Raw genomic sequence first — 14,013 nt, forward strand, 5'->3', positions numbered from 1 at the left:
GGCGTTAAAAACATTCATGAGCTCTGTGATGAAATGGTAATTAGAAGGGTTTGGCCAGAGCCGGAATCGAACCGGCGACACAAGGATTTTCAGTCCTCTGCTCTACCAACTGAGCTACCTAGCCATCTGCTTCCAATTAAGGAAGAATAGAACAGCTCATGGTAGAGGTTTGAAAAATTTAGCGCAAGGGCTTTTCTCTGCTGATTGAGATCATATCTCTGACGATTTCGACTGCCTCATTCATCTGAAGATCGTTTGACCCAAAGTTTTCACCTTGGGCATCGCGGCGAGATTGCCCTCTAGATTTTTTGGGACGGTACCCATTGCCAACTTTAAGGAAAAACTGAAAGTTTTGGTTTTGATCAATGCGCTCTTGGCTATTAGCCGTTAAGCGCGGAAGCATCTGTCGCCAGCCTGACTCGCGAGGTTTGAGGTAAGGAACGGTAAACCGCGCAACGTCTCGGTATGATCCTTGTTTGATATTCATGAGAGAGTGAAATACATCGCCACTCAAGTGATCGTTTGAGAGGGGGAATTCAAGATATCGCTCACCGATATTATAAGGAAAGAAAATGGTCGGAACAACAATATCTGCTTGAACCCCTTGAATCTGGGGCGAGCGCCCGGAGGCAGTATAGTAACGACCGACCGTCACCTTAAAGAAAGCTTTTGCCCTCTCATCTGTAATCGTTTGATATTGCATCGACCCTTTTCCATAAGAGCGCTCATCTCCAACAATGAGAGCCACTCCATAGTCTTGGAGTGCTTGAGCAACAATTTCAGCAGCTGATGCAGAAGCCTTAGACGTCAGAATCACAAGAGGCCCATCGAAGTAGCGCCTTCCGTCGATGTTCCGCTGGTAGCTTACTTCGCCATCGGCATACTTTGAAATAACAATGAGTCCGCCCTGGATAAAGAAAGAAGAAACTTTAACCGCTTGGCTCAGGAATCCCCCTGAATTCTCACGAAAATCCATAACAATCCCTTGGAGCTCTCCTTCTTGCTTAAGCGTGCGCAGCGCCTCGCGAAGGTCGCGATCCAAGCTGACGGCCCCTCCATTATCATAAAAAGCTGGAACGTTAATTTTTCCAATGATCCCATCACCGTTAGGCACAAATTCTATGGAGAGCCTCTCATCATCCATCGTGATCTTTTCACGGATTAGGTCGACGTGAAGAATCGTCTTATTCCTTTTAAGACCCAAAGTTACTTTAGACCCTGACTGTCCTTTCATTACCTCAAGAAGCTCCTCAAATACGAGCTTTTCAATCCCTTGGTGGTTAACCGCAACAAGAACATCCCCGACTTCGATGTTCCCACTTTTTTCAGCAGGCCCCCCCTTAACAACATCAGAAATATAGACCCCATCAAAGTCTTCACAAAGAACGACTCCCACTCCTGAAAATTCCTTCTTCAAAGCCGCCCGAATTTCATATGCTTCTCTAGGACTGTAGTAACCCGTATGAGCATCAAGGCTTTTCGCCATAGCCTTAAGCATGTGCAATGCCAAGGTGTGTTCAGTCGGATTTAAATACTGAGACTCAAAGGAAATCGATTTCTTCGAGCGGTGGTTTAGAATTTTTTGGATAAGCTGAGGGTTGAGCGAAACCTCCTTCCTTCCCTTCATGTAAGCTTTTAGCTCAAGGATCAGTCGATTGTGAACCCTTTCTCTGAGCTCCTGCTCGGTGCTTGAATAGTTTGGATAGGAAGTTGTCACGTGGAGAGTGAAGTCCTCTGTCTCTCCATCAATCAGACGCTCAATCTCCTCGTGTCGAATCCTTTGATTCCTATGAATTGACTTTTCAATGAGAAAATTTAGGTTCCAATATTCAGGATATTGATCCCTTTGAAAATCATTGATCACCCTTCGGATTTGCCTTGGGGTAAGAGAAAGAAAGGGCTCAACCTCTCCCTTTAATAGGTAGAGACGATCTGGATCAAATTGTTCAATATAGATTTTAAGGGAGCGTTTAACAATTAGAGGAGAAAACTCTTTATTTTCAACATGATAAGTAAACATTTTATCCATGCTTGATCGCACATCTTGAAGTGAAAGCGTATAGGGGTCACTTGCAAACGCTGTTGAAATAAAAATAAAGAGAAAAATAAATCTCGGAAAAGCTACCCTTCCCATAATCCCCACTTTTTCTTTCACTATACAAATTAAAAAATTAAATGGTTCATTTTAGAATAAAATAATTTCATACGAGTGAAATTTAATAATTTAACGAGCTGACCGCTTTTTGGTAACAAATGAGCAGGCTGTTGCAAATAATTGGTGCAGTAGGATATATTATTCGTTTACCTCGGTAAGACTTGGTCCCGTGTGGGATCGACAACAACACAAATAGGAGTAAAGGCCTCAATGCCAACGATTAACCAGCTCGTGCGTAAACCACGATCACCTAAAAAGAAAAAAAAGAAGTCTCCTGCGCTCCAAAAATGTCCTCAAAGAAGGGGTGTTTGTCTTCAAGTGAAGACTAAGACTCCTAAAAAACCAAACTCGGCACTTCGTAAAGTCGCTTGGGTTCGCCTATCTAACGGGCAGGAAGTAATCGCATATATCGGCGGTGAAGGACATAACCTGCAGGAACATAGCATCGTCCTCGTAAGAGGTGGAAGGGTGAAGGATCTCCCCGGTGTTCGCTACCATATCGTCCGCGGTTCACTTGACTGCGCAGCCGTCAAAGACCGAAAGAAAGGCCGATCAAAATACGGCGCAAAGAAACCTAAGTAAAGGAAAAGTGAAACATGTCTAGAAGACGTCGAGCAACCAAACGCAAAGCCATCCCTGATCCCAAGTACAATAGCACCGTTCTTGCGAAATTTATCAACCGTGTCATGATGCACGGCAAAAAATCTATTGCGACCAAAATCGTATACAATGCCCTTGAGGAATTTTCCAAAAAAGTAAGTGCCGAAGACACCTTAAGTGCTTTCGACCAAGCTATGGAAAATGCCATGCCAACTTTGGAAGTCAAGTCTCGCCGAATTGGTGGGGCCACTTACCAGGTGCCGATTGAAATCCCTCCTGAAAGACGTCAAGCTATGGCTATGAAGTGGATCATTACAAATGCCCGCCAGAAAGCTGGGCGAAGCATGGCCGATGGCTTAGCAGCGGAACTCTCCGATTGTTTCAACAACCAGGGAACTACAATTAAAAAGAAAGACGACACTCACCGCATGGCTGAAGCAAACAAAGCTTTTGCCCACTACAAATGGTAAAGGAGCACCTGAAGCGCGATGGCAAATAAACGCCCCCCACAAGATAAATTAGCAAGCGTACGCAACATTGGCATCATGGCCCATATCGATGCCGGGAAAACCACTTGTACAGAGCGAATCCTATATTATTCCGGTCGTGTACACCGTATCGGTGAGGTCCATGAAGGGGCCGCTACAATGGATTGGATGGAGCAGGAACAAGAGCGCGGAATTACTATTACTTCTGCAGCCACAACTGTTTATTGGAAAGACTGCAAGATCAACATTATTGACACACCGGGACACGTTGACTTTACCGTTGAGGTAGAACGTTCTTTGCGAGTCCTTGATGGATCGGTCGCTGTCTTTAGTGCGGTTGATGGTGTGCAACCCCAGTCTGAGACTGTGTGGAGGCAAGCTGAGAAATATAGCGTACCCAGAATCGCTTTCATCAACAAAATGGATCGTGTTGGCGCTGACTACTTCTACTGCATCAAGAGCATGCAAGAGAAACTCGGTGCAAATGCCATCCCTGTTCAGTACCCCATCGGAGCCGAAAACGACTTTCTAGGGATGTGTGATCTCGTTTCTATGAAAGCCTACATTTTCAAGGATGAGACTTTGGGTGCTGAGTTTGAAACCACTGATATTCCTGACGACCTAAAAGAAAAATGCCAAGAGCTCCGCGCAAAACTGCTGGAAGAACTTGCTACCGTTGATGAGTCGGACGAAGAATTTATGATGAAAGTGCTTGAGGCGCCCGATACTTTGACTGAAGATGAAATTCATGCAGCCATTCGAAAAGGTGTTGTCACGAACAAATTTAATCCTGTGCTTTGCGGTTCAGCATTTAAGAACAAAGGAGTTCAACCCCTTCTTGATGCTGTAACAAAATGGATGCCTTCTCCTCTAGATCGAGGAACGATTAAAGGACTTGATGTTGATTCTGATGAAGAGCTCTCTCTTGAGCCTGCAGATGATAGTCCTCTTGCTGCACTTGCCTTTAAAGTTGTTACCGATCCTTACGTCGGTCGCTTAACTTTCGTTCGTGTTTACTCAGGAACTCTCGAAAAAGGGATGACACTGATCAATACAACAAAAGGCAAAAAAGAACGTGTTTCAAGACTACTTGAAATGCACTCAAACCAACGAAAGGATCGCGATGAGTTCTTTACAGGAGATATTGCAGCCGTCATTGGATTAAAAAACACTACGACTGGAGATACCCTTTGTGCTCCAAGCAATCCTCTTCTTTTAGAGAAGATGGAATTCCCCGAGCCTGTGATTTCAATGGCTATTGAGCCAAAATCAAAAGGCGACAGAGAAAAACTTTCAGTAGCGCTAGGCTCCCTTTCTGAAGAAGATCCAACGTTCCGTGTTACATCAAACGAGGAAACCGGACAGACAATTATTGCCGGAATGGGTGAACTCCACCTTGAAATCTTAAAAGATCGAATGTTCCGCGAATTCAAGGTTGAAGCAAATGTGGGTGCACCACAAGTCTCATACAAAGAAACGATTACCGCACCTGGAAAAACAGATACCAAGTTTGTGAAACAGTCTGGTGGACGTGGTCAATATGCACATGTTTGCTTAGAAATTGAGCCAAACGAGTCGGGTAAAGGCAACGAAGTTGTTAGCAAGATTGTTGGAGGAGTCATCCCAAGAGAGTACATCCCTGCATGTATCAAAGGGGTAGAAGAAGGGCTTGCCAACGGAGTTCTTGCAGGCTTTAGCTTGGTTGACGTTAAGGTGGCAATCGTATTTGGATCTTTCCACGAGGTTGATTCGAATGAGATGGCCTTCAAGATTTGTTCTTCGATGGCAATTAAAGATGCTGCGAAGAAAAGTAAGCCGACTATCCTCGAACCGATTATGAAAGTCGTTGTGACAACTCCTGAAGATTATTTAGGGGATGTCATGGGCGACATCAACAGGCGTCGCGGAAAAATTCAAAATCAAGGGAATGAAAAAGGTGTTGTCCTCTTTGAATGTGAAGTTCCCTTAAGCGAAATGTTTGGTTACTCGACAACACTCCGTTCACTCAGCTCGGGCCGTGCGACATACACCATGGAGCCTAGCCACTTTGAACGTGTTCCTACAAAAATCCAAGAAGAAATTACAAAGAGACAATAAATGGCAAAAGAACCGAAGGTAAAAGAACCTAGTAGAAAAAAGATAAGGGTCCGCCTTAAAGGGTATGACCAGCGCATTCTTGACCGCTCAACTGCCGATATTGTTGAGACAGCAAAGAGAACTGGCGCGCGGATTGTTGGACCGATTCCCCTTCCTACAAAGCGAGAAATCTACACTGTCCTCCGCTCACCTCACGTTGACCGGAAGTCGCGAGAGCAATTTGAGATCCGTACTCATATTCGCCTTCTCGACATTATCAACCCAACACTCGACACGATCGACAAGCTTAAAGTCCTTCCTGTCGCGGCTGGTGTTGATATCAAAATTAAGGCCTAATGGCTGACAGACCTTTATTTCAAAAGCCCCAGAAATCTTGGGGCTTTTTTCATCCTTTAAATAATTCCCTTTAGATTTTTAGTTCGTAGTCTCTCTTTATTGTATCACTTATATGAGATTTGAAATGAAAATTTTGAAAAGTCTCTCATATTTGCTATCCTTTTGCTTATATTAACGTTAAAGGGCCTGGTATCAGTGGCCCAGGAAAGCATGTTGTCACTGGTGATTGGAACGTTTACCCCGTTGAGTGGACTGACTTCCATGAAGTTCCTGATTCAACCGGGCAAAAAAAGATTGCTCCTTCTCTGTACAACCAATGCACCGGGTATGACACTGCGCAGTTAGAGAAGTTTCAAATGAAAAGTCTCAAAGAAGAAAATCCCAAACTAAAGGTGCTTATTTCGATTGGTGGATGGAACTGAGGAACCGCCGATGATTACCAAAACTATTTAACCTTCCTTAAAGAGCTTCAAGCGCAAATCCAAAGTTCAGAAAACGGATTAATCGTAACCATAGCCTCGGCTCCTTTTGTTCCAAGTGGGACTCTATAGCTAAAATATTTCGTTTTAGTTATAATTTTTTGAATGACATATTCGCTAGATTTTAGAAAAAAAGTTCTATCGATCCGAAGCAAAGAAAAATTAAGCTTTGCCCAAGTAGCAAGACGCTTTGGAGTAAGTGTAAATAGTGTGTTTCTCTGGTCTAAGAGGTTAGAGCCGAGGCGCACTAAAATCAGACCTGCAATAAAGATTGATAGAGAGATCTTGATGGAGGATATCAAGAAATACCCTGATGCCTTCAACTATGAATGAGCAAACCGTCTCAAAGTAAGCACTTCAGGCATTCGGTGTGCCATGAAGAGGTTAAGAATTAGCTATAAAAAAAACTCTCAACCATCCCAAGGCCTGCGAAACAAAAAGACAAATCTTTCAAGGAAAAATCGCAGAATATAAACGTTTGGGAAAGCCAATTGTATATATTGATGAAAGCGGGTTTGCCCATGATATGCCCCGCACCCACGGTTACTCCAAAATAGGACAGCGATGTTTTGGTACTCATGATTGGGGAGCAAAAGGAAGAACAAATGCAATAGGGGCATTACTTGGAACAAGCCTCCTTACACTTGCGTTATTCGAGTGCAATATTAATACAGACGCCTTTTCCATTTGGGCAGAGGAGGACTTGCTACCGAAACTTCCCTCTGAAAGTATTCTGGTTATGGATAATGCTTCATTCCATAAAAGCAAATCTATGCAAGAGAAGATCCACGCTGCAGGCCATACCTTGGAATATCTTCCTCCCTATTCCCCTGATCTAAACCCTATTGAACACAAGTGGGCACAGGCAAAGTCTAAGCGAAGAAAATATCAATGTGGAATAGACGAACTTTTCAAGGAGCACTGCCTATAACTAATTTAAGTCACTTTAGCTATAGACCAAATTCACACCTTAGGATGGCTCATTGGTGGTTTTGACAAGGCTTCGGAGACTCCATATGCTTACAGTGCCGGTGGAAAACAATAGGTCTCTTATGACAACCAAGACTCTGTTGCTTCCAAAATGGCACTTATTAAGCAGCACTCTTTAGGTGGCGCTATGATGTGGTCACTTGACGATGATGACTTTAACAACAAGTTTCCGCTTCTGACAAAAATCAATCAAGAGCTGAATCCTTAATAATTAGGATAGGGGTCATCTGAATAGATGGCCTCAAATGGTGGGGGGTTGGAAACTTTCATGTACTTTCCAACTACCTTTCCATCTTGAATCATAATATAGTAGCGACGCTGCTCGATCACTTGCGTCCCCATGGTAATTTTTTCGATATATTCGTAGGTCTCTTTTCCTTCCCCTTTTGATACAATTTTGTAAGGCTTGCCATATTGCTTTTCAATATCCTGCGTTGTCATTCCCATTTCAACTTCAGCATACTTATCGCGGGTCATGATTTCACCACTCGCGCCACACCCCATCAAGAATAAAAGCCCTAACAAAAAAACATATTTCATAAATTACCTACCTATCTTAGGTAATAACCATTGCAAATATTATTATCAACAGGTCTGTTGTAAGATTCAATAAAAATAAAATTTAACAGAAACCTTTTCAGCTAGTTAATCTACTCATGTTTTCAAACATAGACGGAGGTATTATGTCTGATTTAACAAATTTCCATAGCCATCAGTTGCAAAGCAACATTACGACTTTCAATCGGTGCATTAGAAGAGATTTCTGGAAAGTTTGAGATTATCGCATCATTGGTTCAGAACGCTGTGACAGAGAAGATTGACTTATCTTCAATTCATCTTGTTAACCCCATGGGATATGAAGCAGCAAAAGAAGCGCTAGATTATATCAAGAGCGAATTTAGTAAAGCTATCCATGTTGAAGGTCGCATTATTGTGAGATTAAACTCTCCTAGATAAAGCGGCTAGTTACTTTTTTCTAACTCGTTTTGACCTTCCAGTGGACGCCAGATTTTTCCGTGGATGACCGTGCGAAAATCGTCATTGGTGGAATATTCAGCGTGCATAAGATAGGTATCGGAGACTTCCCCTTTTTCATAAAATTCGAACCCTTCAAAGCCAAGGTGGTCGAGGCGAAATTCCCAACCGATTAGATTGTCATTGATCATCCCCTTGCCAATAACTTTGCCAAGAGATTGGTTTTCAAGTTCAATATGAAACCCTCTTCGGGTGATATTATAAAAGGCGAATTGGTTTTGCATCACATCTGAGAGCCCTGAAATTTGAATTTCTTGAAGGGAGTCGACACGCCCCTTTTCATCGACCTCAGGAACTTTCCATCGCGTGTAAAAAGCAAGCTCTTCATCCATCATTGAGAGGGTGATTTTCCCTTCTCCAATCCATGAACCAGATTTAAAAATAAACGGATGCTTTGTCAAAACATAAACCTTCTTGTGTAAACACTTTGCAGCATACCAAGGGCGCCCATTGTCAACGTGACGGAAGAGCCTCCATAGGTTACTAATACCAAAGGTACTCCAGTAATGGGCAAAAAGCCGCACATCATTCCAATATTGATCACCACATGAATAGCTAGATACACAGCAATTCCGGAGGAAAGAACCCGCCCAAAATGGTCTCTAGCTACCGCTGTTACTTGAAAACTATAATAAATTAATCCGAAAAACAAGAGAAGCATGAAAATGGCCCCAAAAATTCCATATTCTTCTGCAAAAGCAGGGAAAACAGAATCGGTATGTGCCGCGGGGAGGAATTGCCTCCCTGTGAACATACTTTTTTTAAAACCGCTGCCAGTGTATCCCCCAAGAGCAATTGCTGTTTTAGCCGCTTGATGATGGTAGGTATCAGGATCAAACCTTTCGTACTGATATTCTTTTAAAACTTTTGTTGCGGCAGGACGGAGCTTTTCGTGGGAAAGGATCCCGGTAAAGATGAGGGAAATCAAGACTAAGGCAGCAACACCCATAATCGACATGATTTTTATGACTTTCCGTTTGATCCCACCAAAATAAAACATTCCCAGTGTCATGGGATATAAAACCATTGCAGAACCTAGATCAGGCTGCTTTAAAATGAGAACAAATGGGATGAAAACAATGAGCGAGGCTTGAAAAAAAGTTCTCCAATCCCCCACATTTCTCCCCTTTTTTTCAAGAAACCAACTCAGGGTAAGGACAAGAGAAAGTTTAGCATATTCAGAGGGTTGCAGAGTTCCTCCAACAAAAGGAATGCGGTACCAACGATGAACATGTTGAATAGATTCTGTAAAAAAAAGACCAAAGAGGAGTAAAATGGTCCCAACGTAGAGAACCCAGGCCCACTCACGGAGTTTGTGGTAGTCGAGGCCTGCAAAAAACAAGTAACAAAGGATTCCGACGCCAAAACGTTGAATCTGATTTTTGACTGTAGGAGTGAAGAAAAAGTCTTCTCCAGTAATTTGAACCTCAGAGGTGGTTGACGCTATAATCAAAATGCTCATCACCATTAAAATGGCGATGATCGGAAGGGTTCTTAAGTCGATTCGTCTTAAATATTGATGGTTCCACATATACGTATTCTCTAATATTTGGAGTTATTATGGTAGCAAAAGTCACCACAATTCATCTTGATACTGTCGATTCAACAAACACTTATGCTAAGGAAAACTACCAACAGTTCGGGCAGGATGAGATTACAAGAATTACTGCCGATGAGCAGTTGAAGGGACGAGGTCGTTTTAAAAGAGACTGGCTTTCTCCGAAGGGAATGAATATCTATCTCACCTATTATTTCACTTCAAATAAAAACCCGATGGATCTCAATAATTTAGCGCAGATCCTTTGTCTCTCTATTGCCAAACTTCTCAACAAGGAAGGGCTGAAACCCCAGATTAAATGGCCCAATGACGTTCTCGTGAATCAAAAGAAAATCTCTGGAGTCCTTTGTGAAACAATTGATCTTCAGGATAAATTTGGGGTGGTTTTAGGAGCTGGTATTAATATTAATATGCCGCAAAAACTCCTCGATGGCGTCGATCAACCTGCAACTTCTTTGATGATAGAAACCGGAAAAGAACATGACCGAGAAGGTTTAATTAAAACCCTCGACAAATTTTTTATCGAAGATTACCACCTTTATAAAAGGGATGGCTTTAAGCCCTTTTATATGAGTTATGATGCACTGCTTACCCATAAAGGGATGCCCATCACGCTTAAACAAAATACCCATACGATCTCAGGAACTCTCCACTCCTTAAATCCTGATGGTCGCCTCAACATCCTTCTTCCAGATGGCAAGATCCAAACGCTTAGCTCGGGTGAAATCAAAAAGTGAAGGACCGTTGTCCTTGGGCTAAGGACTCAAATCCCCTGCTTGTCTCCTATCACGACACAGAGTGGGGGCGCCCCGTTTACGACGACCAAAAGCATTTTGAGATTCTCTGTTTAGAGGGGCAGCAAGCGGGTCTTTCGTGGGAAATTATCTTAAAAAAGAGGGAAGCTTACCGCAAAATCTTTCATCAATTTGACCCTAAAAAAGTTGCTGTTATGACCGATGAGCAGCTTCTGATTGCAACGCAAAATAAAGAGATCGTCCGAAACAAACTAAAAGTATTCTCCATCCGAAAAAATGCCCGCAGTTTTTTAACACTTCAAAGCGAAGAGGGGTCTTTTAATCGCTATATCTGGAACTTTGTGGGAGGCTGTCCCCTTCAGTGCCTGGAAATGCGGAGCTTTTCACCCGAAAGTGTTGAGATCTCTAAAGGACTTAAAAAACGGGGGTTTTCTTTTGTTGGTCCCACAATTATCTATTCATACTTGCAAGCAGCCGGTCTAACCTCTGACCATACTCCTAATTGCTTCCTATCAAAGCCAGCTCTGCCTCAATGATCGGAAGAAGAGCATGGGAGAGATCAGCGCCATTGCAATGATAGAGAGCCTGTAGAGTCTCTTTTCGTCCTTCAAGACCGTATTTGTTTTCAACTTCTAAGATGTTCTGATACCCCCAATGCCTTGAATCATCCGGCTGAGCAAGAACCAAATCTTTTGCACTTTCTAGTAAAGGCATTGCTCTCTCAAGATCAAATACCTCCGCCACCGCAGAGAACAGTCTAAGAGTAAGATAACTATCTTCCGGAAACTCAGTTTTCAATCGCATTTCGAGGCTCTCAAATTCTTCTAAAGAGTCCCTTCCGTTTTGAAAAATTTCAATTGCTGCCTGGAAGTTCCATGAAGGGTCTTTAATATCCGCACGTGCCTCTCTGGCAAATGAAAGGTTGTATTTTGCAAGATCCATAACCAAAAGGTAGAGGGAAAAGTCATATTCTGTCTGATGTTTAGGATATTGTTCTTTTAATGCCTGGATACGGAGAAGGTATTGAGAAAAGTCTTCTTTTAGTTCTTTAAAGTAGTAAGGATACTGCGCCTGCATGACAATTAAATCTTTCCAAGCATACACTCCATATTGCCCCGGGAAATATTCCTGATCAGATTTGTGTTCAAGCAAGTCCTGGATATTTTCGCGAAGAGACAGTACCACTTTGTTTGCAAGAGGATGCTTTGCTTCTCCGACATACTTCCCGAGCCTTGATAAATAATGATGCACCGTTAAGGGTTGCATATCCTCCGTTTTTTTCATGATCATCTCATAAGCAGAATACAGAGTGCAGGGAAGTTCGGGCTTATGATACTTAATTTCGAATCTCGCCAAATCAAGAATCTGAAAAACCATTCCTTGGGATGGATCTGACCATTTAATGAGCTGTTGATAAAGTTTTTCCAAGGTCTTGTCAGAATCAACAAAACCTCTTCTTTGTTCCTCTTCATAGATTTGTATCACTGTTTTCGGATACAGATATTGGATGTCTCCTAAGGCCCATTTAGCTCTTGTCAACGTTTCACGTGCAATCCCCCCCTCTTCAAACGTTGAAACCATGATATAACCCTCGGCTTTTGTTACAGAAAATTCAATTTTTGCAACATATTCCTTGGCGAGTTGGGGATTTTGGGAAGCAATTCTTTCTGCCATCTTTAGATAAGCAGCATCATGATAGAATTTATAAGGGTTATCAAGAATACGTTTTTCGAGCAGAGCGCACTTTTCCTTTATCAGATCTTCCCGGAGGTTAGGAGAAATCGCGCGATGCAGGCGCTCTCCTTCAACAAGACGGACCGTCCCAGAGCACGCGCCAGGATTTTGATAGGTTGCAACCGCTTCGTCTTTTTCTTCTCGAGGAGACTCTTCCAAAGAGCTTAAATTCAAAATATTTGTATCACTTTCTATAGCTTCAATCGACATCTTAACCCCTTTGTCTTAGAGAGTGGTGGAGTTTAGTATTATTAACATTTATTTATCTATTTTTTTTACCTGAAGGAGTTTATAATACTGCCGATTAATTAATGGAGCGAACTGTAAATGGAAGTTGAAGAGACAACCGATTTTGAAATACCAAATTTTGAAAAACATCCCTTGTATGACCTGCCCGGAGAAATGGGAAAGCATGTTGTTCGGATGGAAAATGCAGAAAATGTGGTATGTGATTTTGGATCTCACTTTCATGGATTTGGCAAAGGACTCATCAAGGGAGGAAACCTTTGTTTCCAAACCCGAAAAATTGAAGATAAAGAGTGGACCTTGCTTGATTTTAAGGTCAATACTGTTGCCCGCCTTTTTCTTGAACGGATTATCCGCCACTACTCCCACAATCTCAACTGTGGAGAAGCCATCCCCTATCATATCCTAGAACAACACTCATGCATTGAAAAAGTAGAGGTTGAGGATGCCAAACTTTCAGATCCTCACTTTCCAAAACATATTCTCTCTCCCTATGCAAAATGTTTAAAAATTACAGTGCACCCCTTAGGATTAATCTACATCGGGAATGATGCGAAAGGACACTTCCCTAACCATTCACGCCATATTGTCGTTCAAACAACACAACAAGACTTAGTAACCTTTCATAAAATCCTCGCCGTTCTCGGGCTTCAAAAAGTCTTGGTCCCCAACTCTCCTGCTGATCACGAACGAATGAAAATAGCTACTCTTTTTCGCACTTTCTTCCCTAAGGAAGCAACACGTTTTGAGAGATCTAACGATCTTTTTACAATGGGCATCGCCAATTTAAAAAGGCACGTTATCGATTTAGCACCCCCAATGAAAATGATCCTTAACGACTACCTGCCAAAAATGGGGGAAGCAGAAATCCTTCCCGGAAGAAAGCGGATTACAACTCCTGTTACAGATCTATTAGCCACAAACACCCGCCCACTGCGCTTGATGACTGCCATGACAGGAGATGACTCTGTCCCCCAAATTGCAAATATCTTGAAGTTAGGACTCCTTTCTCAAGAGCTACGCCGTCATCTTGAGCTGGGCGAAATCGGTATGTCAAATGAAGATGATGCGGAGGTCGGATCTGATGACTCGGTCTTTATTCAGATCCTATCAAACACAAATGAGCAACTTGATGGGGGCTATTATTCCAATATGCACATCATCCTTTCAAAGGAAGTTCTTAATACCGGAACGTATCAATACTTCTATGATAGCTTTGGGGATCGAGTTCACGCCAACTACGAAAACCGCCCTACAATTTTTGAACTTGTAAACTCTCTTACAAAAAGACATGTAAGCCATGAAATCATGGTGAAAGAGCGCATTCCTCCGAAGTTTATTGAACAAATCGTCGTTGTTGACGAGCGCCTAAAGAAGGAGTTGATCGATCATCTCCGCGCAAAAGGACTGATCGAGAATGACGAGGTTTTAGGAAAACCGCTCGATTCTTTTATCGTCACGCGTGAAGAGTACGATCCCTCCTATACAAGAAGAGATCCGTCCTATAGCTCGTATTAGATCAGCGACAGCTCTGAAACAA

At 42.5% G+C, this 14,013-nt stretch carries 15 protein-coding genes, 1 tRNA gene and 1 pseudogene; 11 read left to right on the plus strand and 6 right to left on the minus strand.

Annotated elements, in window-relative coordinates:
* Positions 1–51: 51 nt before the first annotated feature.
* Both R2I63_RS04265 and tsp read right to left on the minus strand, forming a co-directional pair.
* Positions 52–124: transfer RNA gene (locus R2I63_RS04265), tRNA-Phe, on the minus strand.
* 54 nt (positions 125–178) lie between these two features.
* Positions 179–2,155 (minus strand): tail-specific protease Tsp, encoded by a 1,977-nt coding sequence (gene tsp / locus R2I63_RS04270; protein WP_316359222.1) that lies wholly within the window; start codon positions 2,153–2,155, stop codon positions 179–181.
* A gap of 210 nt (positions 2,156–2,365) precedes the next feature.
* Here tsp and rpsL point away from each other — a divergent pair, with 210 nt between their 5' ends.
* The 8 genes and pseudogenes from rpsL to R2I63_RS04310 all read left to right on the plus strand — a co-directional run.
* The gene (rpsL, locus tag R2I63_RS04275) at positions 2,366–2,737 is read left to right on the plus strand and encodes a 30S ribosomal protein S12 (protein ID WP_316359753.1); all 372 of its coding nucleotides are present in this window, start codon (positions 2,366–2,368) and stop codon (positions 2,735–2,737) included.
* 14 nt (positions 2,738–2,751) lie between these two features.
* On the plus strand, positions 2,752–3,225 hold the full coding sequence (gene rpsG, locus R2I63_RS04280; protein WP_316359224.1) for a 30S ribosomal protein S7: 474 nt from the start codon (positions 2,752–2,754) through the stop codon (positions 3,223–3,225).
* Between the two features lie 18 nt (positions 3,226–3,243).
* Positions 3,244–5,340: an elongation factor G gene (gene fusA / locus R2I63_RS04285; protein ID WP_316359226.1), complete on the plus strand. Its 2,097-nt coding sequence runs from the start codon at positions 3,244–3,246 to the stop codon at positions 5,338–5,340.
* A complete protein-coding gene (gene rpsJ, locus R2I63_RS04290) occupies positions 5,341–5,676 on the plus strand; it encodes a 30S ribosomal protein S10 (RefSeq protein ID WP_316359229.1) in 336 nt (111 codons plus the stop codon).
* A 210-nt stretch (positions 5,677–5,886) separates the two neighbouring features.
* A complete protein-coding gene (locus tag R2I63_RS04295) occupies positions 5,887–6,021 on the plus strand; it encodes a hypothetical protein (protein ID WP_316359231.1) in 135 nt (44 codons plus the stop codon).
* 239 nt (positions 6,022–6,260) lie between these two features.
* Positions 6,261–6,488, plus strand: coding sequence for an IS630 transposase-related protein (locus R2I63_RS04300; RefSeq protein ID WP_316359234.1), 228 nt, complete (start codon positions 6,261–6,263; stop codon positions 6,486–6,488).
* Between the two features lie 127 nt (positions 6,489–6,615).
* Positions 6,616–7,086 carry an IS630 family transposase gene (locus tag R2I63_RS04305; RefSeq protein ID WP_316359762.1) on the plus strand — a complete coding sequence of 157 codons (471 nt, stop codon included), beginning with the start codon at positions 6,616–6,618 and terminating at the stop codon, positions 7,084–7,086.
* A 126-nt stretch (positions 7,087–7,212) separates the two neighbouring features.
* A pseudogene (locus R2I63_RS04310) lies at positions 7,213–7,353 on the plus strand (hypothetical protein); the annotation flags it as partial.
* Here R2I63_RS04310 and bamE read toward each other — a convergent pair.
* The 3 genes from bamE to R2I63_RS04325 form a co-directional block, all read right to left on the minus strand.
* Positions 7,350–7,685 carry an outer membrane protein assembly factor BamE domain-containing protein gene (gene bamE / locus R2I63_RS04315; RefSeq protein ID WP_316359237.1) on the minus strand — a complete coding sequence of 112 codons (336 nt, stop codon included), beginning with the start codon at positions 7,683–7,685 and terminating at the stop codon, positions 7,350–7,352. The pseudogene R2I63_RS04310 and the gene bamE overlap by 4 nt on opposite strands.
* A gap of 422 nt (positions 7,686–8,107) precedes the next feature.
* The gene (locus R2I63_RS04320) at positions 8,108–8,581 is read right to left on the minus strand and encodes a hypothetical protein (protein WP_316359239.1); all 474 of its coding nucleotides are present in this window, start codon (positions 8,579–8,581) and stop codon (positions 8,108–8,110) included.
* Positions 8,578–9,711 carry an FtsW/RodA/SpoVE family cell cycle protein gene (locus R2I63_RS04325; protein ID WP_316359241.1) on the minus strand — a complete coding sequence of 378 codons (1,134 nt, stop codon included), beginning with the start codon at positions 9,709–9,711 and terminating at the stop codon, positions 8,578–8,580. The genes R2I63_RS04320 and R2I63_RS04325 overlap by 4 nt, the downstream gene beginning before the upstream one ends.
* A 29-nt stretch (positions 9,712–9,740) precedes the next feature.
* Between R2I63_RS04325 and R2I63_RS04330 the strand changes: the two genes are divergently transcribed.
* Together R2I63_RS04330 and R2I63_RS04335 are read left to right on the plus strand one after the other, a co-directional pair.
* Positions 9,741–10,475, plus strand: a complete 735-nt coding sequence (locus R2I63_RS04330) for a biotin--[acetyl-CoA-carboxylase] ligase (protein WP_316359244.1) — start codon at positions 9,741–9,743, stop codon at positions 10,473–10,475.
* Entirely contained in the window at positions 10,472–11,029 is a 558-nt protein-coding gene (locus R2I63_RS04335; protein ID WP_316359245.1) for a DNA-3-methyladenine glycosylase I, read from the plus strand. Before R2I63_RS04330 ends, R2I63_RS04335 begins: the two co-directional genes overlap by 4 nt.
* Here the strand turns inward: R2I63_RS04335 and R2I63_RS04340 are convergent.
* Entirely contained in the window at positions 10,992–12,437 is a 1,446-nt protein-coding gene (locus R2I63_RS04340) for a hypothetical protein (protein WP_316359247.1), read from the minus strand. The genes R2I63_RS04335 and R2I63_RS04340 overlap by 38 nt on opposite strands.
* A gap of 117 nt (positions 12,438–12,554) precedes the next feature.
* On the opposite strand from R2I63_RS04340, the gene R2I63_RS04345 reads away from it, so the two are divergent.
* The gene (locus R2I63_RS04345; protein WP_316359250.1) at positions 12,555–13,991 is read left to right on the plus strand and encodes a hypothetical protein; all 1,437 of its coding nucleotides are present in this window, start codon (positions 12,555–12,557) and stop codon (positions 13,989–13,991) included.
* Positions 13,992–14,013: the final 22 nt, after the last annotated feature.

Source organism: Candidatus Neptunochlamydia sp. REUL1 (genome assembly GCF_963457595.1).
GTDB lineage: Bacteria > Chlamydiota > Chlamydiia > Chlamydiales > Simkaniaceae > Neptunichlamydia.